Genomic DNA, 22,337 nt, shown 5'->3' with positions numbered 1-22,337 from the left:
TGTCGGTGGAGTCTTAGACTTCATCGTTTTTTTATTTCAGTATAGTTAAGGCAATATTTAGATTATTATATTAAATGAACTTATCTAAATATTGCTTTTTAAAATATATATTTATTTTGATAAAAAGTTCAAAATAATATAGAAAGCAACACAAAATAAATGATATACTTTTTGAAGATTTAAAAAATAAAAAATTGGAGGGATTCCTATGCAATGTCCAAATTGCGGAAATGCTATCGAACCTAACGATTTATTTTGTGGAGAGTGTGGCCATAAAATAGATAGACAGTCTCAGACTATTAATTCTGCTGAAAAAGATATCTCTAATGCTGAAGCTAATGGCCGACGACAGGATTCAAATGAATCATTAGGTGAAGGTAACGAAACGACATCACATCAAAGTAATCATTTATCAAGAACAAACGAATCGAAACACGATAAAAATTCTTATGAAGAAGGTAAAGTGCCAGATCATCAGCATGTACCTGAACAGACTACATCGACACAACAACATCAAATGCATCAACCACAGTCAAATCAGCACCAACAACCTCACAACAACGCAGCACATACATATCACAATCAACAACAATACAATCAGTCATATTCAAACCATCAACAACCACAACAAACAAGCCAATTTAGTGACCATGCAAAAGAAGTGACAGAAGAAAGTAAAGGTTTCTTTAGAAGTGCTTTCGCTTCACCTGATCAAGTACTAAAAAGCCAACAAGCATTTAGTTTTAAATTGTTATTTTCTTTAATCATTGTCGGTTTATTAGTCGTAGCACTGTTACTTGCTATTGTAATTCCTTCATCAGTTGGAATGTTTGAAACACCAAAAAGCCAAATTATCTTTTCTGTTATGTTAGGTGTCATTTTATTCCTAGCAGTGATAGTGGGAGCAACATATGGTATTTCGCGCTTAGTAGTTAGAAAGCCAATTACATTTAAAAAAGTACTGTCAGATTTTGTACTTATTAATAGTGTTTCAGTGGCAGTACTATTGATTGCACTTATTTTAATGTTCGCTAATTCTTTTAGCTTTGGTGGCGCATTATTTATGCTATCCATTCTATTAATCGTTGTTTCAGGTGTTTACATGATTGCCAAATATAGTGCAAATCATCATACGCGCTTTTCTAGTTTTTACGGTGTGATTATTTACATTATTGTGTTCTTCTTATTTGTGACTATTTTCGGTGAATCTTTATTTAACCAAATCTTTGGAAACTTAATCAGTGAGTTCAATAATCTATTTGATGGGAGTTCGATTTACTAATGAAATATTGTAGTAATTGTGGTCAACCTCTTCGCGAAGGTGTGAAGGTATGTACAAATTGTGGGAAACCCGTTCAGCAATCTAAACCAAATCACTCTAACACACAGCAAGATTATCACAACCAAAGTCGACAAGATAAGCATGAGCAACATCAATATCAAGGGTATAATAACCATAATCAAAACGGTTATGCCGACAGACATGATCAACAACCACGTAAAGGCGATAATAAAAAGACTTGGATTATTATTGCAGTTATAGCTGTATTGCTAATTGCTTTGATCGTTGCATTTTCAGTATTAAAAAATCAATTTTCTCCGGAAAAGCAAGCATCTAATATTGCACAAGCAATTAAGAAAGATGACGAAAAAGCATTAGCCAAAGAAGTTACAACTCAAAATGACCAAAAATTAAGCAAACAAGAAGCACGCGCATATTTAAACTACATCAAAACAGAAGATGACTTAAATAATGTCGGTAGTAATGTAGAACAAAGTGCGAAAGAAATTAAAGATAATCGTTATAATAATTTATCTGTGGATGCTAATGGAAATAATGTGTTAAATATTTCAAAGGATGGCAAGAAATTCCTATTTTTTGATAATTATTCATTCAATGTTCCACAAAAATCAGTGAGCATTTATCCAAGTAGTAGTGGAGATATTACTTACGAATACAATGGTAAGAAGCGTACGACAACGGTTACGGAAGATGATGAAAAAACGTTAGGTACGTTCCCAATCGGTGATTACAATTTAAAAGCAACAAAAGACATCGATGGTAAGAAATTCAAAGGTGCGCTAATGATTAACATGAGTGATGACGCTACTGCTTATGAATCATTTAAACAAAAACGTTTCACAGTTAGTGTTGATGGCGGCTATATGTTAAACAATGTGAAAATATACGCGAATGATAAAGAAATCGGAAGTGAATCATCTTCTGAAACATTTGGACCATATGACCCTGATGAAGAAGTAACCGTTTATGCACAAGGTACTTATGAAGGTAAAACGTTCAAATCAGATTCTGTTAATGTGACTAGTTCTGGGGAAGACGATGATGACGTAACAGATGTCACAGTTACGTTTGATGATGATGAGATTGATAAGTATATCGATGACAAAATGGATGCTGAGTCTGATAGTGATAGCGATGATTCTGATTCAAGTTCAGGCGAAGTGACACGTGATAACGTCATTGATAAAGTAGAATCATACGAAGGTCATACGTTAGATACTGATACTTACACATACAAAGAACCAGAAAAAACAGATGATGGTAAATGGGGCTTCTCATTTACTGACAAAGACGGAGATTTAGCCGGATCATATACCGTTGACACTGGCGATGGTTATGTAACTGAATACGATGAAGATGGTGAAGAAGTCGGTTCTGGTTATTAATAAATGAATAGCGGTAATGATTACGAGGTTGAGCGATTGAATTTAATTGCTCAGCCTTTTTATAAAGTTTTAAATCAATTTATGTTACTATATATTTAATTTACCGAATAATTTGAAAATTTAAACTGGAGGCGATAGATATGATGTTTGGTTACGAAGTAAATGAACATGTGACGTTAAAGATATTAGAAGAACGTGAGGCGGAGCAACTGTTCAAATTAGTAGATAGCAATCGTGATTATTTAGGCGAGTTCTTGCCATTTGTCGAATATACAACTGAAGTTGCGCACAGTAAGAAGTTTATTCAGTCGGCACTAGAACAATTTACGCGTTGCGACGGCTTTCATTGTGGCATATGGTATGACGATGAACTTGTAGGTGTCATCGGCTTACATTATTTAGACCTTGTTAACAAACGTACGTCTATCGGTTATTATTTGGCTGAGCATTTTCAAAAAATGGGAATTATGACGGCATGCACAAAGGCGTTGATTCGCTACGTGTACGAAACGTTTGATATTAACCGCGTAGAAATTCAAATGTCGACGCGAAATCCGAAAAGTAAGGCCATACCTGAACGACTTGGTTTTACGCAAGAGGGTGTGTTGAGAAGTAACGAACGTTTACGTGGCGAGTTCTCGGATAGTTATGTGTATAGTTTGTTGAGAGAAGAGTATGAAAAGTTAAGACAGACTTTTGAATTATAATTTTCAATTATAAAAGAAAATGTGAGGGCTTGATGCCTAGAGAAAAACGTCAAAGTTGTCATTTGATTATTATAACTGCTTACTTAATTTCATTTAGCATACTGGTTCCTCAAGCATCTCACTGTATGTATCTTTCTATTAAAATAAAAAATAAGGCACTCCCGTATCATTTAGTACATATCACTAAACTCAATTAACGAGGTGCCTTATGTATGAAATTTATAACATGATGTCACATATGCTACCAATTCATACTTCAATACTTATTTCCACAGATGATAAATCACAACATATGAACGATATTGTTGAAACAATTTCTAAATCATTCTTACTTTTCAGTCCATTTATCAACTTTGTCTCTGTTATTGTCAATCCACTCTTTAGTAGCTTTTTCAGGATCTTTACCATTTTCAATTTCTAACATGATAGATTCCATATCCTTAACAGACCATTTAAAATTATCAAGGATTCTATATGCTTCTGGTTCATCTTCTTTTAATCCTTTTCGAGCTATCGTATTGATACTTTCTGCTTTACCCATAGAACCTTTAGGATCATCTAGGTATTTCAAGTCATAGCGTTGGAAGATCCAATAACGATTCCAGCCTGTAATAATAATATCGTCTTTGTTTTTAATTGCACGCTTCAATTCTGCGTTCATTGCACCTGTAGAAGAATTAATTTGTTCCCAACCCTTTAAATTAGGGTAAGCCTTTAATGTTTCATTAGTGGCGTCAACAATCTCTGCACCAGGTTCTATACCAGTTATTTTTTTATTGGCTTGGTTATTTAAATCTTCAATGGAATTAACGTCCATATATTTAGGAACGACTAAGCCTAATTTTGCTTCTTTATCTATATGTGGCCCTAAATTATCGATATCGTTTTTAACTTTCTTGTACTCAGCACCATGTGTGATTGGTAACCAGGCACCAGTCATAGCATCAACTTCACCTTTAGAAACAGCTTCCCATGTAACTGGTATATCGAGGGAAGTCGTATCGACTTTATAACCTTGTTCTTCTAATACTTGTGCAATAACGTTTGTAGAAACAATTTGGTCATCTTGTTGTGCATATGCGAGTTTGATAGTACCTTTATTGGCTTCTTTATCATCAGAAAACATATGCCCTAGAATGCTGCCTAATATTGCAACGAGTAATATGATTATAGTAAGTATTATCTTAGTCTTTTTAGGTAATTTTTCCTGACGAGAGTGGTTCATAGCCTGTGTAAATCGATCAACGATAATCGCTAACACGACGATACCTATACCGTATACAAAGCCATTACCTACTTCTGAACGTTGTACAGCAGCTAAAACGCCTTCACCTAAACCTGGCGTTCCAATCATAGATGCGATAACGACCATAGAGAGCGTTAACATAATTGTTTGATTGATACCCGCAAAGATGTTTTCTTTAGCCATAGGTAAATCAAGTTTGAACAATCTTTGCTAAGAAGTTGATCCAAATGAATCGGATGTCTCTACTAATTCTTTTGAGATTGAACGTATGCCTAAATTTGTCATTCTCACTGTTGGAGGTAATGCAAATATAACTGAAGCGAATACACCAGGTACCATTCCTATACCGAAGAATGCCACTGCAGGTATTAAATACACGAATCCTGGCATTGTTTGCATCAAGTCTAGTAATGGTTTAACAATTTTTTCAACGGTATCGCTTTTAGACATTAATATACCTAATGGAACACCAATAATTATAGAAATAAGACTTGAAATAAGAACTAATGTAATTGTACTCATTAAATCATCCCACATATTTTGGTTATAGATGAATAATAAGCCAATTAAAATAAATATTGGAAAACCAATTTTACGTTTGAAAACAAAAAATGCCAGTAAAACTAGAAGTAATATCATAACAAATGGTGGAATGGCTAATAGTATATTAGTTGTAACATTCATCACAGCATTTTCAGCTGTTTGTAAAAATGAGAAAATGCCAGATAGATGCTCAGTTAACCAATTAACAATCGTATCAATCCAATTAGAGAAAGGTAATTGTTTAAACATTTTCATTCACTTCCTCTTCAGTTGAATTTTCTTGAGAATGATTCGTTTCTCTATCTTTATTATTAGTAGTCATTGCACCTATGACACTTCCGCGAACCACAACACCAACTAAGCGATTATTTTCATCCGTGACTGCTAATGGTGTAGGAGAATCGTAAATAATATTGAAAATATCTGTCACGAGCATGTCTTTATTAATGGTCTGTACATTATTTTGGTAAATATGCTTTAAGGAAATACCGTCTTCTCTTGCCTTCAAAGCATTGTCTGCCGTAATACTTCCTTTTAATAAACGTTTATTATCAATCGCTAATAACATACTTACTTCTTCTTGACGCATTCGTTGTAAAGCGACATTTGGACCTTCTGTCTCAATATTTATAGTTAATGGAGACTCCATTATGTTTTCTGCGGTAAGTATTTTAGAACGGTCCACATCTTCGGTAAATTCACTAACAAATGCATTTGCTGGATTGGTTAAGATCTCTTCTCCGGTACCAATTTGCATAATTTTTCCATCTCTCATTAATGCAATACGATCTCCAATACGTAATGCTTCATTTAAGTCATGAGTGATGAAGATTATGATTTTTTGCATTTGCTCCTGTAAGTTTAGTAAATCGTTTTGCATATCTTTTCTAATCAGTGGATCTAATGCTGAAAATGCTTCATCCATTAGTAAAATGTCAGAATCATTAGCTAAGGCACGAGCCAAACCAACACGTTGTTGCATACCACCTGAAAGTTGATCTGGATATTGGTCTTTAAAAGATAATAACCCTGTATCGTCTAATGCTTTTTCAGCTCTTTTTTGTCTTTCTGCTTTTTCAATCCCTCTAATTTCTAAACCGTATTCGGTATTTTCTAATACAGTTCTTTTCGGAAAAAGACCAAAGTTTTGAAACACCATATTAATTTTTGTACGACGAATTTCACGTAATTCTTTTTTAGACATATTGGAAATGTCGTCTTCACCTATGTAAATACTTCCTGATGTTGGTTCAATTAATCGATTGATTAATCGAATTAAAGTGGATTTACCACTACCAGATAAACCCATAATCACAAAAATTTCGCCATCATTTACGTCAAAGTTAACGTCATAAACCCCAACTGTAGCCCCAGTTTTTTCAAAGATTTCTTGTTTAGATTTACCTTCTTGTACTAACTTTAACGCTTCTTTTTGTTTTCTTCCGAAAATTTTTGTTAAGTTTCGTACTTTAACTTTGCTCAAAAATAATAAATATATAAGTATATATAAATGAATAGATATTTTAATAATATGATATTCAAACTTTTTAAAATTGCTATCATTCAAGTAAACGAAAATGGGTAGATCGTGTATATTTGTCTTTAGTTTAGTTCAGTATTATAAAACAACGCTAAGATACGTGTACCTTAGCGTTATAATATGAACTTAAGTTAAAGATTATAATTTAGCTTGCCATTTATCTGTCCAGACTAAATCATTTGGCACGCCTTTGAAATCTGACTCGCCCATGATTTTATCGACAACGGTTTCTAATGTTGTTTTATTTGAATGGTACGCGTTGATATAGGCTTTGACCATTGTTGCATCATGTAAGTGTGTTGTGAAATTGAGTGATGTAAAGACGGTAGGCACTTCATGAACGTACCATGGAATTTCGTTACTCATTGCAGTTGACCATCGGATGCGATAGTTATTTTCAGCAGCGTATCCAACGATATTTGCGAATACGAGTGCAGCATCAACGTTATCACGATATTCTAATGTTTTACCTTTTACACGTGTAGAGCCATCATTAACTGTCACATTAAATCCACGATCTTCTAGGATAGATACTAAGTTATGTTCGACAGTGTCATCTGATTTGTAAATACCATTTTTCTCACCTTCGATAATATACAAGCGTATATTCTTGTGTGTTTCAGGGCGTATTGGTAATTGATCTAATGTGTTCTTCACTAATGTGATGCTTAAATCGGCAGCTTCTTGTTGCATTGTCAAGTGTTCATCACAACCGATAACGCTAAGTTGGTCTTCATTTTTAAGTAGTGTACCCTGTGCTTGCTTTTTAGGTAAATGTATTTTAGCTTTTAGTCCTAGAATACGTCTTACAGCATCATTTAGACGGTCGTCAGTGATCACGCCGTCTTGATAACCTTTTAACATGAAGTGGAAGTCTTCTTCTAAATCATTGAAGAATAAGAACATATCGCAACCGGCAGCAATCGCTTGAGGCACATAGTCTTCACGTTTCATGGCTGCAGTCATACCTAACATATGACTTGCGTCTGTTACGACTAAGCCATTAAAAGCTAAGTCGTCTTTTAATAAATCGGTAATTAATTCTTTAGATAATGTTGCTGGTAAAATGTCTTTGTCTGCTAACTCAGGATTGAGTTTTTTAGAATAATGAGGTAATGCGATATGACCTGACATGATCATTTCCACCCCATTATTAATGTGATTTTCATAGACTTTTCGGAAACTTTGATCCCATTCATCTGTTGTCATTTCATTTACACCTAATACAAGGTGTTGATCGCGTTCTTCAGTACCGTCACCCGGGAAATGTTTAATACAAGTGATCATATCTTGTGTTTCGTTAAAGCCATTAATAAAGGCATTGGTATATTTAATCACGGTTTCTGCAGTTGTTCCATATGCACGTGTGTTCACAATTGTGTTACGCCAATTTTTTAAAATATCAACGCAAGGGTCAAAGTTAATGTTAACGCCAAGTGCTTGTGATTCTCGACCAGATACGTAACCTGCATTATAAGCGACTTTACTGTCTTGAGCGGCTTCACACTGAGCTGCTGAAGCGATATACGTACCATCTTTACAAGCTCCATTGCCACCAGAGTCACAGTTTGCAGCGACAAGTAAAGGCACTTTACTATGTTGTTGTAAATCGTTTAATAGCGCTTGAACTTGTTGCTTGTTTCCGCCTTGATAGCGGGCACCACCGATATGATATCGATTTAAAATATCTTTATTTGTATACTCAGAATCGTTAAAGTCGCCATCTTCTTCTAATGAAAATAAATTAAAGAATAATTGTCCTATTTTTTCTTCATCAGTTAAATGTGACAATGTCTCTTCAACCCATTGAATTTGTTCGTCATTTAAAAAGTAAGGTTTAGCTTTCAAATCTACTCGTGCCATAGTTATCATGCTCCTTTTCTAGTCAAAATTATTATAAAATTGTTGAATTACATGTTCTTGAATAGTATTATCAAACTGATTATTAATGAATAAATTTAAGTATTTGTCTTTAAATTCAAGCCAAGATGTCGCTTCGTTTCCAGCTAAAATTGGATAGAATAACACATCATTATCTTGTGCCGCTTGCATATCGCCTTTAGCATCACCTAGAACGAGTACTTGATTTGCATCGTATAAACGTTTGAGTTGATTAATGCAATGTTTTTTTGTGCCAGCTTCTTGCGCGAAGATGCTAGTTATAAAAGGTGTGAGTTGGTGTTCAGTCCATTCTGTCTCAACTGCTGATAGGTTTGCAGATGAAACAATCACAATATCTGCGTTATGATAGGCGCGCTTTAAAGCGTCATATACATATTCAAAAGGACCAATACTCGGAAGACGTTGGATGAGTTGATTAACGCGGTTCGACCAGTCTAACGCTAAACGTAAACCTTTTTTATCAGGGTTAGCTTCAATATCTTGTTGCAATTGTGGATTTGAGAAAGTCGTCGTCGTATCTACCCATGCTTTAATGTCATCGTAGCCATCTACAGTGCGACCTTGTTGATGTAATTCAGTTAATATTTTTTCAAATCCTTGAAATCGATTAATACCACGTGTGATTTCATATAGGTTAAATTGATTCCAACGATTTAATACGTCATCTTTGATATCGTCTAGATTCCAAATATCAAGTAGTGCTGGTCCAAATGCACGTTCATGTTTAATGGTCATTGTATCCATGCCACAGCCATCTGAGTCTACGCAGATAAGGTGATCATGTTGAGGTTGAAAATGTTCTAGTGTGTAATTCAATGTTTTCAATCCTTTCTTGTAATAGTCATAAATGAGGGTGATTAATGTGATAAATCGAGAAGTTTTTGGTATTTTACAAACGCATGCGTTTGAACTATTAATGGTATCTCTTGAACGATATGATTTGGAAGATCTCAAGCATATAAGTAGTCACTTGAAATCGCCTTTTACCAATACAAAGAGCAAACGCTATAAAGCAGAACTACAAAAACTTTTAGAAAATATGAAAAGTAATATGATTTACCATTATGTGAATCAATTTGATGCACACTTTTTAATGTTTAAATATCGAAAATTGCATCAAGTTATTATATTAGGTCCATTTTTACTTCAAAGACCGAGTGAAAATAAATGTCTCGAAATGCTTCAAGAAGTCCAAATTAAACATTCCAAACTTACCATCTTAAAACAATATCTTCTGCAAATACCGGTTTGTCAGTATAGCCAAGCGCTCAATATGACGCATCTAGCTGTTCGATATTTAAAAAATAGAAATATTCATTATAGTGTTGAAGATATTGATTTTAGCTTTCATCGTAACCCAGAATCACACGCCAAAGATAAGGCACAATATGAATTCACATTTAATAAGATTAAAGAACGCTACGATATTGAAAATAGAATGCTGACTGCCATACAGAATGGTAATGCTGATGAAGCACTCAATTTATTTAAATTAATGAAAGTTTCAGTATCTGGCATACGACGCGTCACAGATGATTTATTAAATCATAAGTATAGAGGGTTTCTTGTTAATACGTTATGTCGGAAAGCCATTGAAAAGGCTAACGTCAATTTATTGACCATCAATGATATCTCAGGGAAGTATGCTGCAGAAATCGATGATGCCACTGACATTGAAGACTTAGATAATGTAATGGAAAACCTCATTTATGAGTATGCACAGACCGCATTAAAGGTTAAATCTCTTAAGTACAGTGCTAACATTAATACTGTCATTCAACACATCAAAATTAATTTGGATCGTCCACTTTGTCTAAATGAATTGGCTGATTTAGTTGGGTTGGCACCATCATACCTGTCAAGATTGTTTAATCAGGAAACGGGACAATCTGTTTCGCAATATATTATGCAATTACGTGTTGAAAAGGGAAGAGATTTATTAATTCATACACCTATGAAAGTTGATGAGATTTCAAATTACATAGGTTTTAAACAGCAAAGTTACTTTACAAAATGTTTTAAAGCTAAGTATCAACTGTCACCGTTAGAATATCGTAAACAATATAGCTCGGTGAATTAAACTTAGAAGTGATGCGTTGAACTTTGCTTGCAATTTAAAATTATCATTCATTTTTATTTATCACTAGTTCAAGTAATAGAAAATTTAGAAAATTTGCTACTTTTTTAAATTTAAGGTCAATAATTTATAAAAATCATTAAAATTTTACAAAAAATATTAGCAATTTATACTGTTTTTTTAGCATTTATTTTGATGATATTTCGTTGTAATTCATCATCATTAAGAAAATGAAAACATGCTATAAACCCTTTCATATCAAGCTTTTTAGGATTTTGATAGGAAGGGTTTATTTTTGCTTGAAAGCGATTTCTGACTGCGCTAAATTGACGATTCGTCATTTGCAAATATAATGAAATTGGGTTGGCAAAGAAATTAGAAATAAGGAGCTTTGCGAAAATGAAGAAAATAAAAATATTAAATCAATTGCATGAAAATTATCTCGTCGCAGTTGTCAGAGGTAAAAGCAAAGATGATGCAATCGCTGCTGTTCAACAAATGATAGAAGGTGGCATTTATAATATTGAGATTACCTTTACAACGCCTCAAGCAGAAGAAGTTATTCGACACTTAAGTGCGACAAGCGATGAACATATCGTCATCGGAGCAGGTACTGTATTAGATAGTGGAACAGCACGAATCGCTATTTTAAACGGTGCTGAATATATCGTAAGCCCTCACTTGGATATTGAAATAGCTAAAATGTGTAACCGATATGCAGTACCTTATTTACCTGGGTGTGGTTCTGTAACAGAAATCGTACAAGCAATGGAATCAGGCGTAGACTTAGTTAAATTATTCCCTGGAGACTTGCTAGGCGCGAATTTCATAAAAAATGTACATGGACCTATACCACATATAGAATTAATGCCTTCAGGTGGCGTATCTTTAGATAATTTAGAAGATTGGTATAACAAAGGTGCTTATGCGGTAGGTATTGGTAGTGCATTGATGAAAAATGCAAAAGATGGAAACGATACTGTAATTAAAGAAAATACAGAAAAATTTGTCAGAAAATTTCAAACAGTAAGTGGGTGAGCACATGTCATTCATTACTTTTGGCGAGATATTGATGCGATTAAGTACACCGCATCACCAAACATTTGAACAGGCACAAGCGTTTGATATTCATTATGGCGGGGCCGAAATGAATGTTGCGATAGGCTTATCAGGCTTAGGTATCGACACCGCAATGGTAACAGCCTTACCTAATAATGATATTGGCGACAACATCATACAACATTTAAGACGTTACAACGTGAATGCCGATAAGGTGAAAAGCGCTAGTGGCAGATTAGGTATTTATTTTACTGAGAGTGGTTATGCACAAAGAGCAAATCGTCTTATTTACGATAGACAAATGAGTGTATTTAGCCAATTAAATCCTGATGAATATGAAATTGAAAGTATATTAAAAGCGCATGAATGGTTTCATATTACAGGTATTACGGCAGCACTAAACGATGCGTTATTTGAATACTTGAAAAAAGCGGTCAAAATAGCTAAAACATTAGGTCTTTTTGTAAGCTGTGATTTGAACTTTAGAGATGCGTTGTGGGATTTTCAAACTGCGAGAAGAAAAATGTCTGAACTCTTATACGACGTGGATTTAATCTTTGGTTATGAGCCATTATCACTGCCTGGTGAAGATGGCAAAGATTTAAAAGATGGTTTAGATCGAATGGCTAATATTGAAGACATTAGACCGTTTTTAACGAAAATACATCAAACATACAACATTAACTATATTGCATTTACACAGAGAAAAATTTTTAACCATAAAAGAAACCGCTTACAAGGATTTCTTTCTACACCAAATCAACTCGAACAAACTGAAACAGTTGAGGTCGATATCTTAGATAGATTAGGCACGGGTGATGCATTTAGTGTAGGTATCATTTATGGAATTATGAAGCAATGGGATTTAAAAGATACTGTTCAATTTGGGATCAATAACATGGTTTATAAGCACAACGTCATTGGTGATTATAGTTATGCCAATCTTGAAAAAATAAATACGTCTATTGAAAGTAACAAAGATATCAATAGATAGAAAGAAGGCAGTATTATGGGAACTACAGTTGAAACAAGAGAAAAGCAAAAAGTGCAGAGTCTCAATAATATTCAAAAATCAACATTAGGTTTTAAAGAAAAGTTATCTTATGGATTTGGTGATTTAGGTAACGGCATGATGTTTGATATGGGACAAATTTACTTAATGATGTTCTTCACAGATATTTTAGGTATTTCAGCTTTCTACGGTGGTCTTGTATTTTTAGTTGCAAAAATCTTTGATGCATTTGTAGATACAGGTGTAGGGACAATCGTCGATTCAAGAACCAATATAGGGCCTAAAGGTAAATTTAGACCATTCATCTTATATGGCACGGTGCCCCTAGCAATCTTAACGGTGCTCTCATTTACCGCACCTAATTTCAGTGATACTGGAAAGGTCATTTGGGCGTTCGCAACTTATTTAATGTTTAACGCGGCTTATTCAGTCGTTAATATCCCTTATGGCTCATTATCAGCTGCAATGACAGTGAATGCGGATGATAGAACACAGTTATCTGTATTTAGAAACTTAGGATCACAAAGTGCATTATTCATTGCAGGTATTGCCGTTGTACCATTAGTTTCAAAATTTGATAATCACGCAATTGGTTATCCAGTAGTTGTTGGTATGCTTGCAATCTTTGGTGTGATATTCCATTTGATTTGCTACAAAGGTGTTAAAGAACGTCACGTGATCGAACGTCCGAAAAAGAAAGGCGTCAATAAGAAAGCCTTCTTCAACTTAGTGAAAAATGAAGCCTTTGCCGTCTTAGCTATCTTCACACTATTAACGATTATGTCTATGTTCTTAGTACAATCAACACAACTTTACTACTTTAAATATGTATTAGATAAACCGAATCTTGTTGGTTTAGTCAGTACATTAAACTTTATCGTTTTATTACCAGCGTTATTTGCTACTACATATATTAGTAAAAAGTTAGGTAAAAAATATACAGCCCTCATTGGTATTGGCGGATTTGTTATCTTCGAAGTCTTAAACTTCTTATTCTTCGGAGAAAATTATGTCATGTTCCTAATCATGAATACGATAGCACAATTCTTCTTAGTTATTCCTAACACAGTTGTATGGGCATTCATTGCAGACGTTGTGGAATACGGACAATGGAAATTCAGATTACGTTCAGAAGGTATCACTTATTCAAGTTATAGCTTTACTAGAAAAGTATCACAAGCACTTGCAGGTTTCGTACCTGGATTAGCATTAACGTTCATTGGTTATCAACCTAATGTAGACCAATCAGCGGGCACAATCTTTGGACTTAAAGTTTTATTCTTTGCAGTACCGGCAGTGGCATGTACCATCGCATTCATTATCTTCTTTATATGGTACCCACTTACAGATAAACGACATAAACAAATTGTTAAAGAACTTGCATTGAGAGAAGAAATTTAAAGGAGCGTATACGATATGGCTTTTATAAATGAACATTTTATGTTGAATAATGAAACAGGAAAACATTTATACCATGATTTTGCGAAAGATATGCCAATTTATGACTACCATTGTCATCTAGACCCTAAGCAAATTAGCGACAATGTGGCATGTGACAATATTACAGACTTATGGCTCAGTGGTGATCATTACAAATGGCGTGCAATGCGTGCACAAGGCATTGAAGAACAGTATATTACTGGCGATGCTGCACCACTTGATAAATTTAAAAAATGGGCAGAAACATTAGAAAATTCAGTGGGTAATCCGTTATATCACTGGTCACAACTTGAATTGAAAATGTATTTTGACATTGAAGACTTACTGACTAGTGATAACGCTGAAGCTATTTATCATCGTGCTAATGATTATCTAAAACAACATCACACAACAACTCAATCATTGATTACTGATTCGAATGTCAACTTAATTTGCACAACAGATAATCCTACAGACGACTTAAACTATCATGATGCTATTAAAGCAAAGGATGGATTTAACACGACTGTCCTACCTGCATTTAGACCTGATGATGTATTTAAAGTTGGCGACCCAGCGTTTACAGACTTACTACAAAAGTTAGAAAACCTTACGCATCCAATTACGACACCTTCTGACTTTATCGAAGCGTTATATAAACGTATTCAATATTTCCATGATAAAGGCGGTCGATTAGCTGACCATGGTTTAGAAGAAATGCATTTTGAGGCGTATACGGATCAAGCTATTCAAGACATTTTCAAGAAAGCTTTAAATCATGCAGATATTTCAACATATGAACGATTCCAGTTCCAAAGCTACATGTTAAATGAATTGAGTAAGGCATACTATGAACGTGGTTGGGTAATGCAAATTCACTTTGGTGCAATTCGAAATAATAATACGAAGATGTTTGAAAAAGTAGGAAAAGATGCTGGCTTTGACTCAATTAGAGACCAAGACAATCTTGCGTATCATTTAAATGCAACACTAGACATGATGGAACAAGAAGGACACTTACCTAAGACCATCTTGTATAACTTAAACCCAATTTATAATGATATCGTGGGTTCTACAATTGCGAATTTCCAAACTGAACCAGGTATTAAAAGTAAAGTACAACATGGTGCAGGTTGGTGGTTCAATGATACGAAAAGAGGCATGTTAAGACAAATGTCATCATTAGCTGATCAAGGGTTGCTAATGCATTTTGTTGGTATGTTAACAGATTCAAGAAGCTTTATTTCATATTCAAGACACGATTACTTTAGACGTATATTATCTTCATTCATTGGGGACTTAGTTGAAAAAGGTGAAATCCCTAATGATGATCAACTATTAAAACGCATGATTGAAAATATTTGCTATAACAACGCTTATAACTACTTCAAATTAATATAGGGGGACAAGACAATGAAAATGACATTTAGATGGTACGGCAAAGATGATCCAATCAGCTTGGAATATATTAAACAAATACCTGGAATGAAAGGTATTGTAAGTGCAATTTATGATGTACCGGTTGGTGAAGTTTGGCCATTAGATAAAATTAAAGCATTAAAGCAAGAAATTGAAGATGCAGGCATGGAATTATCGGTGATTGAAAGTGTACCTGTACATGAAGATATTAAATTAGGTAAACCTACACGCGATAAATACATCGAAAATTATTGTGAAACACTTCGAAATCTAGGACAAGCAGGTATCAAGATTGTATGTTACAACTTTATGCCAGTATTTGATTGGACGCGTTCACAATTAGACTACCGCTTAGATGATGGTTCTACTTGCTTAATCTATGATGAACAAGATGTTGAGAAAATGAATCCATTAAGTGGTGAATTATCATTGCCAGGATGGGATTCAAGTTATACGAAAGAAGATTTAAAACAATTATTTGATGATTATAAAGAAGTAGATGAAGAAACGCTATGGGACAACTTAAATTACTTTATCCAAAAAGTAATACCGGTTGCTGAAGAGGAAGATGTTCTGATGGCGATACATCCGGACGATCCACCATGGAATATCTTTGGTTTACCACGTATTATCACTAACAAAGAAAATTTAGAGCGCTTTATTAACTTGTATGATTCTAAATACAATGGTTTAACGATGTGCTCTGGCTCATTAGGTGCTGATCGCAGAAATGACTTCGTTGACATGTTACGTTACTTTGGCGAGAAAGGCCGCGTCAACTTTGTACATGCACGTAATGTTAAATTAATTGGCGATAAATCGTTCCAAGAATCTGCACATTTATCTGAAAAAGGTTCAATCGACATGTATGAAGTCGTTAAAACTTTGCATAGTTTTGACTATCATGGCCCTATAAGACCAGACCATGGACGTATGATTTGGGGCGAAACAGGTAAACCAGGGTATGGATTATATGATCGTGCGTTAGGCGCAACCTATTTAAACGGTTTATATGAAGCGGTTAGTAAGAATAACAAATAAAAAAGGAGAAATGAACTTATGAAATTACCATTCGATATTGATTTAACAGATAAAGTCGTTGTCATTACAGGTGGAACAGGTGTCATTGGCAGTGCGATGTCTACTGCCTTAGCACAAAGTGGCGCTAAAGTTGCGATGGTTGGCCTTAGAGAGGATGCAAGTGGCTTAGTTGAAACAATAAAAGCACTCGGCGGAGAATCTCAAGTATTTCTAGGCGATGTAACAAATAAAGAAGACATGAAACGAATTAAACAGGAAGTCAATGATACTTTCGGTAGTGTCGATATTTTAATAAATGGTGCAGGCGGTAATGCGCCTAAAGGTACTACAGATGACGAACGCTTTGAAGGTGACTTAGATCAAGATAAACAAACATTCTTCAACTTAGATGAAGAAAGTGTTGGCTTCGTAATGGATCTTAATTTCCTAGGTACATTTATTCCGTCACAAGTTTTCGCAACGGATATGTTAGATAAAGCAGACGCAACGATTATTAATATTTCATCAATGAATGCCTTTACCCCACTTACAAAAATTCCAGCCTATAGTGGTGCAAAAGCAGCAATTAGTAATTTCACACAATGGCTAAGTGTGTATTTCTCTAAAACAAATATTAGAGTAAATGCCATAGCCCCAGGCTTTTTACTAACAAAACAAAACGAAGCATTACTACTAAATGAAGATGGCAGTTATACAGCGCGCTCTGAAAAAATTATTAATGCTACGCCAATGGAACGTTTCGGTAAACCGGAAGAATTGGTAGGTGCATTATTATTCCTAGTTAGTAAAGAGGCGTCAAGCTTTGTTAATGGCGTTGTATTACCAGTAGATGGTGGCTTTAACGCATATTCAGGTGTGTAATATAAGGAGGAATGAAGATGTTATACCCAATTAATACAGAAACCAGACAATTATTAGACGTGTCTGGTATATGGAAATTTAAATTAGTAGGCTATAAAGAACATGTCGACGTAAGTCAAGCTTTAGATACAGAAGATGTAATGGCTGTACCAGGTTCTTATAATGATCAAGGTGTGATTCAAAGTATTCGACAACACGTTGGCGACGTTTACTATGAACGTGAGATTATGATTCCAAAGCACCTCAAAGGTGAACGTATTGTATTAAGATTTGGTTCAGTAACGCATCATGCGACGGTTTATTTAGATGGCAAGGAAATCGTGACACATTCAGGCGGCTTTCTACCATTTGAAGTGAATATTACGGAAATCGCTACAACAGGTAGTCATCGATTAACGGTGAAGGTCAACAATATACTGACGCATAGCACATTGCCGGTAGGTAATTATAGTGAACGTGTTGATGAAGATGGAACGGTTACGCCAGTCAACACGCCAAACTTTGACTTCTTTAATTACGCAGGCATTCATCGCCCTGTAAAAATATATACAACACCTCAAACATATATTCAGGATATTGTGATTAACCCAGAAGTTAAACAAAGTGGAGAAAGTATAGTGAATTATAAAGTGAATGTTCACGGAAACCGCTCAGATATTGATCGAATTAGCGTAACGATTATAGATGAAGATGGGCAAGTGGTTACGAAGCATGATGAATCTGAAGGTGCAATGTCTATTGATAATCCTCATTTATGGCAGCCACTTAATGCGTATCTTTATCACATGAAAGTTGAACTTCTGAATGACGGTGAGGTTGTTGATGTATATACAGAACGATTTGGTATTCGCTCTGTAGAAGTAAAAGATGGTCAATTCCTTATCAATAATAAACCGTTTTATTTCAAAGGATTTGGTAAGCATGAAGATACATTTTATAGTGGGCGTGGCTTAAATGAGGCAGCCAATGTAATGGACATTAATTTGATGAAATGGATTGGTGCCAATTCTTTTAGAACAGCGCATTATCCATATTCCGAAGAAATGATGCGTCTAGCGGATGAACAAGGTATCGTTGTGATCGATGAAACGACAGCGGTCGGTGTACATCTTAATTTTATGGTGGCTTTAGGTGGCCAATTAGAACATGATACTTGGAAAGAGATTGATACACATCAAGCGCATAAAGAAGTCATAGAAGGTTTGATTGAAAGAGATAAGAACCATGCGTGCGTAGTTATGTGGTCAATCGCTAATGAACCTGCTTCTAATGAAAAAGGCGCAAAAGCTTATTTTGAACCATTTGTGGAATTAGCAAAACGTAAAGATCCACAGAAACGACCTGTTACAATCGTTACCATTTTAATGGCACAACCTGATGTATGTGAAGTGCAAGATTTAGTTGATGTATTATGCTTAAATCGCTATTACGGTTGGTATACGCAATCTGCAGATTTAGCAAGTGCGAAAAAAGCACTGGATAAAGAATTAGCACAGTGGTCTGAACGACAACCTAACAAGCCAATTATGTTCACAGAATATGGTGCTGATACCGTTGCAGGTATGCATGCGATTGATGATCAAATGTTTACGGAAGAATATCAATTGAATTACTATAAAGCGAACCATGAAATTATGGATAAATACCCACAATTTATCGGTGAACAGACATGGAATTTCGCAGATTTTGAAACATCAAACGGTATCATTCGTGTTCAAGGTAATAAGAAAGGTATCTTCACACGCGACCGTAAACCTAAAGCGATTGCACATTATTTTAAAGAACGTTGGCATAACATTCCTGATTTCAATTATAAATCATAATGTATGACTTCCTTTTCATTAAAATAGAGAGTCCGGGACATAAAGTTCTTGGATAAGTGAAAAAAAGACAATTTCTATTGAAATAATATAGAAATTGTCTTTTTTATAAATTTTTTGATTATTTTCAGCTCGTTGAGCTACTACTTTTCTTATATTAAGTGCCATTAATACAAAACCAAGTTCTCTTTTGACTTTATTGAGTCCTCGGACAGACATCCGAGTGAAACCCAAAATAGCCTTCATAAATCCAAAAACAGGTTCCACATCAATTTTTCTTTGACTGTAGATATTTTTTGTTTCTGGTTCTGAAAGCTTTTTGTTAATTTGGGATTTAAAATATTCCCAGTTATAATTCTTCATTATTTTTTTGTTTGTTTTTGAATTGAAGTTCATACATTGATTTTTCAGAGGACATTCTGAACAATCATCACATTCATATAATTTGAAGTCTCGCTTATAACCATACTTATCATGACGATAGGCATATCTTTTAAAACCTAGCCGTTTATTATTCGGACAAATGAATTCGTCATTAATTTCGTCATAGTTCCAATTTTGAGTATTAAAGATGTCACTTTTATATTTTTTAGTTTTATCTTTTATAAACATTCCATATGTTATGAGTGGCGTTCGATTAAAGTCATCTATAATTGCCTTATAATTTGATTCACTACCATAACCTGCATCAGCTACAATATATTCAGGTAAATGACCGTAGGTCTCTTGAATTGAATTTAAAAATGGAATCATCGTTCTAGTATCCGTTGGATTTTGATACACATTATAAGATAAAACAAATTGGGAATTTGTCGCTATTTGTAAATTATACCCTGGCTTAAGTTGTCCATTTTTCATGTGATCTTCTTTCATTCTCATAAATGTCGCATCATGATCTGTCTTAGAATAACTATTTCTATCCTTTAAAATAGATTTTTGAAATTCGTATCGATACTTTCGCTCAAAATAATCATTGATTTGCTTTTTGTATTTTTTGATTTTAGTTCTTTTGAGACGTATTTGTTTTCTTGTTTTAGTACATTTTTCATTGTTGATATGTTGGTTTAAATCTTCGATTTCTTTATCTAAGTGACTACCAATCAAATCTATTTCTTCTTTTGTTAATTCATTATCATGATCTTCTTTAATTTCCGGTATGATTTTATTGGTTACCAATTCATGGTAGAGGGCTTTAGAATCCTCATTCATCTTTGATTCATGGTTTTGAATACTCTTTTTCCATACAAATGTATATCGATTGGCATTTGCTTCAATTTTTGTACCATCAATAAAAATAGCTTTATCATCTATAAGATTTTGTTTTACACACTGACTGTAAAATTGAATAAATAAAGATTCTAATAAAGCATCTACTTTTGGATTTACTCTAAATCGATTAATTGTTTTATAAGAAGGTTTTTGATTTTGTGATAGCCACATCATTCGGATGCTATCATTAAGCATTTTTTCTATTTTACGACCTGAGAATACAGATTGTGTGTAGGCATATAGAATCACTTTTAACATCATTTTAGGATGGTACGAAGTTGCACCACGGTGATGTCTGAATTCGTCGAATTCATTGTCAGGAATTGTTTCAACAATATCATTTACATGTCGTGAAATATCATTTGTGGGGATAAGAACTGAAGTTTCCATTGGTAGAGTAAGTTGAGTCATGTTATAATTTTTATACATAAGGCACCTCGTTAATTTAGTTTAGTGATGTTTATTAAATTATACGAAAGTGCTTTATTTTTTTAAAGTATTACAATGTAAAATTACATATAAATACAAAGTATTTTGGCGAGACTCTTGAGGGAACAGGACAAGCTGAAGACTACAGGCTGAAGCTGTCCCCTAAGAAAGCGAGCCAACAATACGGAGTATTGTAAATAAAGAAGCCAGTAAATGAATTTGTTAAAACTCATTTACTGGCTATTTCTCTAGGGTTTATGTCCCAGACTCCATTTTTGTTCTACAATTTGAATTAAATTACCACATGTATCATCAAAAATGGCCATTTTAGCGCTACCCATTGTAGTCGGTTCAACGGTAAAGTGAACGCCTTTTTGCGTTAATGCATCATAGGTTTGTTGTACATTTTCTACGCCGAACATCGTAATAGGTATGTTGGCTTCGAATAGACGTTGTTGATAATCACCTGCAATAGGGTTGCCATTTGGTTCTAAGACCAATTGAGCACCATCTGGTTGATTCGGAGATACTAAAGTAAGCCATCTAAATCCTTCGCCTACAGGTTCATCTATTTTCTTTTCAAAGCCTAAAATGTCTGTATAAAATTGTAAAGCTTCTTCTTGATTATCTACAAAGATACTATTCGCAATAATATTCATATTTATCCCCTCAAAGTATTTATTATGAAACTTGGATTACTTGGTCTGGTTAAGCACACGAGCCATTTCTTCAATTTTACCTGCATGTAATGGGACGTGAATGGCATTTAACACTAATAATTCGTTAAGTGTTTTGCAGCCAGCAATCGGTTGTTCAAGTTCTTGTGATAGTTGTTCATCAGTAAGTTGACGAGCACGATCTGGAATTGTTTTTAAGTCCTCTTTAATCGATTCAATTGATGGTATGTCTTGTCCCTCCCAATTTGCAGGACTAGAACCATAACCAAATAATTTAGTATACGTTTCGATATCAACGGCATTTTGACCGCCCATTGATAAAGCAGAATCGAAAATAGTTAAAACATGTCCAAATTGCCAATGTAATGTATTGGGAAAAACATCATTTTCTTTATCTAATACGTCCTCAATGTTCCAACTATCATAAACTGACAGTAAGTAGTTCACACCAGTATCAATCACATCATAGACTGTTTTAGTACTCATTTGTGTTTCCTCCCACATGTTTAAAGGATTGACTATTAAGCGTCTACCCGTTAAATAGGAGTTATAAGCATTACGATTAAAGTGCTAGTTTTATTTAGCGAATAGCGCATATTGGTTTCATGGATTTGATATGCAAAGTTTT

Annotated in this window: 18 protein-coding genes and 1 pseudogene; 11 read left to right on the top strand and 8 right to left on the bottom strand. The window is 34.4% G+C overall.

The window, feature by feature from the left end:
- The first annotated feature begins 208 nt into the window (after nt 1-208).
- From EQ029_RS12125 to EQ029_RS12115, 3 genes are all read left to right on the top strand, one after another.
- Nucleotides 209-1,282, top strand: coding sequence for a zinc-ribbon domain-containing protein (locus EQ029_RS12125; protein WP_037558700.1), 1,074 nt, complete (start codon nt 209-211; stop codon nt 1,280-1,282).
- The gene (locus EQ029_RS12120) at nt 1,282-2,688 is read left to right on the top strand and encodes a zinc ribbon domain-containing protein (RefSeq protein WP_011276899.1); all 1,407 of its coding nucleotides are present in this window, start codon (nt 1,282-1,284) and stop codon (nt 2,686-2,688) included. The genes EQ029_RS12125 and EQ029_RS12120 overlap by 1 nt, the downstream gene beginning before the upstream one ends.
- A 143-nt stretch (nt 2,689-2,831) precedes the next feature.
- A complete protein-coding gene (locus tag EQ029_RS12115) occupies nt 2,832-3,395 on the top strand; it encodes a GNAT family N-acetyltransferase (RefSeq protein ID WP_103262003.1) in 564 nt (187 codons plus the stop codon).
- A 328-nt stretch (nt 3,396-3,723) separates the two neighbouring features.
- Here the strand turns inward: EQ029_RS12115 and EQ029_RS12110 are convergent, their stop codons facing one another.
- The 5 genes from EQ029_RS12110 to EQ029_RS12090 all read right to left on the bottom strand — a co-directional run bounded on the left by EQ029_RS12110 (nt 3,724) and on the right by EQ029_RS12090 (nt 9,442).
- Nucleotides 3,724-4,824, bottom strand: a complete 1,101-nt coding sequence (locus EQ029_RS12110) for a glycine betaine ABC transporter substrate-binding protein (RefSeq protein WP_053031147.1) — start codon at nt 4,822-4,824, stop codon at nt 3,724-3,726.
- Nucleotides 4,825-4,851: 27 nt separating this feature from the next.
- Complete coding sequence (locus EQ029_RS12105; RefSeq protein WP_016930952.1) at nt 4,852-5,439, bottom strand: ABC transporter permease; 588 nt, start codon at nt 5,437-5,439, stop codon at nt 4,852-4,854.
- The gene (locus EQ029_RS12100) at nt 5,426-6,667 is read right to left on the bottom strand and encodes a quaternary amine ABC transporter ATP-binding protein (protein WP_037540055.1); all 1,242 of its coding nucleotides are present in this window, start codon (nt 6,665-6,667) and stop codon (nt 5,426-5,428) included. The genes EQ029_RS12105 and EQ029_RS12100 overlap by 14 nt, the downstream gene beginning before the upstream one ends.
- A 195-nt stretch (nt 6,668-6,862) precedes the next feature.
- On the bottom strand, nt 6,863-8,587 hold the full coding sequence (locus EQ029_RS12095) for a glycoside hydrolase family 3 protein (protein WP_011276893.1): 1,725 nt from the start codon (nt 8,585-8,587) through the stop codon (nt 6,863-6,865).
- 18 nt (nt 8,588-8,605) lie between these two features.
- Nucleotides 8,606-9,442 carry an HAD family hydrolase gene (locus EQ029_RS12090; protein WP_057504849.1) on the bottom strand — a complete coding sequence of 279 codons (837 nt, stop codon included), beginning with the start codon at nt 9,440-9,442 and terminating at the stop codon, nt 8,606-8,608.
- Between the two features lie 46 nt (nt 9,443-9,488).
- Here EQ029_RS12090 and EQ029_RS12085 point away from each other — a divergent pair, with 46 nt between their 5' ends.
- The 8 genes from EQ029_RS12085 to uidA all read left to right on the top strand — a co-directional run bounded on the left by EQ029_RS12085 (nt 9,489) and on the right by uidA (nt 19,337).
- Entirely contained in the window at nt 9,489-10,706 is a 1,218-nt protein-coding gene (locus EQ029_RS12085) for a helix-turn-helix domain-containing protein (RefSeq protein ID WP_011276891.1), read from the top strand.
- Nucleotides 10,707-11,102: 396 nt separating this feature from the next.
- Nucleotides 11,103-11,741: a bifunctional 2-keto-4-hydroxyglutarate aldolase/2-keto-3-deoxy-6-phosphogluconate aldolase gene (locus EQ029_RS12080; RefSeq protein WP_011276890.1), complete on the top strand. Its 639-nt coding sequence runs from the start codon at nt 11,103-11,105 to the stop codon at nt 11,739-11,741.
- 4 nt (nt 11,742-11,745) lie between these two features.
- The gene (locus tag EQ029_RS12075; protein WP_011276889.1) at nt 11,746-12,756 is read left to right on the top strand and encodes a sugar kinase; all 1,011 of its coding nucleotides are present in this window, start codon (nt 11,746-11,748) and stop codon (nt 12,754-12,756) included.
- 15 nt (nt 12,757-12,771) lie between these two features.
- Nucleotides 12,772-14,175: a glycoside-pentoside-hexuronide (GPH):cation symporter gene (locus EQ029_RS12070; RefSeq protein WP_011276888.1), complete on the top strand. Its 1,404-nt coding sequence runs from the start codon at nt 12,772-12,774 to the stop codon at nt 14,173-14,175.
- A gap of 15 nt (nt 14,176-14,190) precedes the next feature.
- Nucleotides 14,191-15,594, top strand: a complete 1,404-nt coding sequence (gene uxaC, locus EQ029_RS12065; protein ID WP_016930956.1) for a glucuronate isomerase — start codon at nt 14,191-14,193, stop codon at nt 15,592-15,594.
- Between the two features lie 12 nt (nt 15,595-15,606).
- Nucleotides 15,607-16,653: a mannonate dehydratase gene (uxuA, locus tag EQ029_RS12060; protein ID WP_011276886.1), complete on the top strand. Its 1,047-nt coding sequence runs from the start codon at nt 15,607-15,609 to the stop codon at nt 16,651-16,653.
- 18 nt (nt 16,654-16,671) lie between these two features.
- Nucleotides 16,672-17,514: an SDR family oxidoreductase gene (locus EQ029_RS12055; protein ID WP_011276885.1), complete on the top strand. Its 843-nt coding sequence runs from the start codon at nt 16,672-16,674 to the stop codon at nt 17,512-17,514.
- 17 nt (nt 17,515-17,531) lie between these two features.
- A complete protein-coding gene (uidA, locus tag EQ029_RS12050; RefSeq protein WP_037558698.1) occupies nt 17,532-19,337 on the top strand; it encodes a beta-glucuronidase in 1,806 nt (601 codons plus the stop codon).
- Here the strand turns inward: uidA and EQ029_RS12045 are convergent.
- The 3 genes and pseudogenes from EQ029_RS12045 to EQ029_RS12035 all read right to left on the bottom strand — a co-directional run bounded on the left by EQ029_RS12045 (nt 19,325) and on the right by EQ029_RS12035 (nt 22,195).
- Nucleotides 19,325-21,032: pseudogene (locus EQ029_RS12045) on the bottom strand (IS1182 family transposase). The gene uidA and the pseudogene EQ029_RS12045 overlap by 13 nt on opposite strands.
- 248 nt (nt 21,033-21,280) lie before the next feature.
- A complete protein-coding gene (locus EQ029_RS12040) occupies nt 21,281-21,691 on the bottom strand; it encodes a VOC family protein (protein ID WP_037559672.1) in 411 nt (136 codons plus the stop codon).
- A gap of 36 nt (nt 21,692-21,727) precedes the next feature.
- The gene (locus tag EQ029_RS12035; protein ID WP_037559670.1) at nt 21,728-22,195 is read right to left on the bottom strand and encodes a bacillithiol transferase BstA; all 468 of its coding nucleotides are present in this window, start codon (nt 22,193-22,195) and stop codon (nt 21,728-21,730) included.
- Nucleotides 22,196-22,337: the final 142 nt, after the last annotated feature.

The organism is Staphylococcus haemolyticus (assembly GCF_006094395.1).
GTDB classification, from domain to species: domain Bacteria; phylum Bacillota; class Bacilli; order Staphylococcales; family Staphylococcaceae; genus Staphylococcus; species Staphylococcus haemolyticus.
The sequence above is the reverse complement of the archived record's forward strand: the minus strand, read 5'-3'. Positions and strand labels throughout refer to the sequence as shown.

Coding starts and splice junctions, on each gene's coding strand:
- EQ029_RS12125 (WP_037558700.1), top strand. CDS start 209: ATGCAATGTCCAAATTGCGGAAATGCTATCGAACCTAACGATTTATTT.
- EQ029_RS12120 (WP_011276899.1), top strand. CDS start 1,282: ATGAAATATTGTAGTAATTGTGGTCAACCTCTTCGCGAAGGTGTGAAG.
- EQ029_RS12115 (WP_103262003.1), top strand. CDS start 2,832: ATGTTTGGTTACGAAGTAAATGAACATGTGACGTTAAAGATATTAGAA.
- EQ029_RS12110 (WP_053031147.1), bottom strand. CDS start 4,824: ATGGCTAAAGAAAACATCTTTGCGGGTATCAATCAAACAATTATGTTA.
- EQ029_RS12105 (WP_016930952.1), bottom strand. CDS start 5,439: ATGAAAATGTTTAAACAATTACCTTTCTCTAATTGGATTGATACGATT.
- EQ029_RS12095 (WP_011276893.1), bottom strand. CDS start 8,587: ATGGCACGAGTAGATTTGAAAGCTAAACCTTACTTTTTAAATGACGAA.
- EQ029_RS12080 (WP_011276890.1), top strand. CDS start 11,103: ATGAAGAAAATAAAAATATTAAATCAATTGCATGAAAATTATCTCGTC.
- EQ029_RS12075 (WP_011276889.1), top strand. CDS start 11,746: ATGTCATTCATTACTTTTGGCGAGATATTGATGCGATTAAGTACACCG.
- EQ029_RS12070 (WP_011276888.1), top strand. CDS start 12,772: ATGGGAACTACAGTTGAAACAAGAGAAAAGCAAAAAGTGCAGAGTCTC.
- uxaC (WP_016930956.1), top strand. CDS start 14,191: ATGGCTTTTATAAATGAACATTTTATGTTGAATAATGAAACAGGAAAA.
- uxuA (WP_011276886.1), top strand. CDS start 15,607: ATGAAAATGACATTTAGATGGTACGGCAAAGATGATCCAATCAGCTTG.
- EQ029_RS12055 (WP_011276885.1), top strand. CDS start 16,672: ATGAAATTACCATTCGATATTGATTTAACAGATAAAGTCGTTGTCATT.
- uidA (WP_037558698.1), top strand. CDS start 17,532: ATGTTATACCCAATTAATACAGAAACCAGACAATTATTAGACGTGTCT.
- EQ029_RS12040 (WP_037559672.1), bottom strand. CDS start 21,691: ATGAATATTATTGCGAATAGTATCTTTGTAGATAATCAAGAAGAAGCT.
- EQ029_RS12035 (WP_037559670.1), bottom strand. CDS start 22,195: ATGAGTACTAAAACAGTCTATGATGTGATTGATACTGGTGTGAACTAC.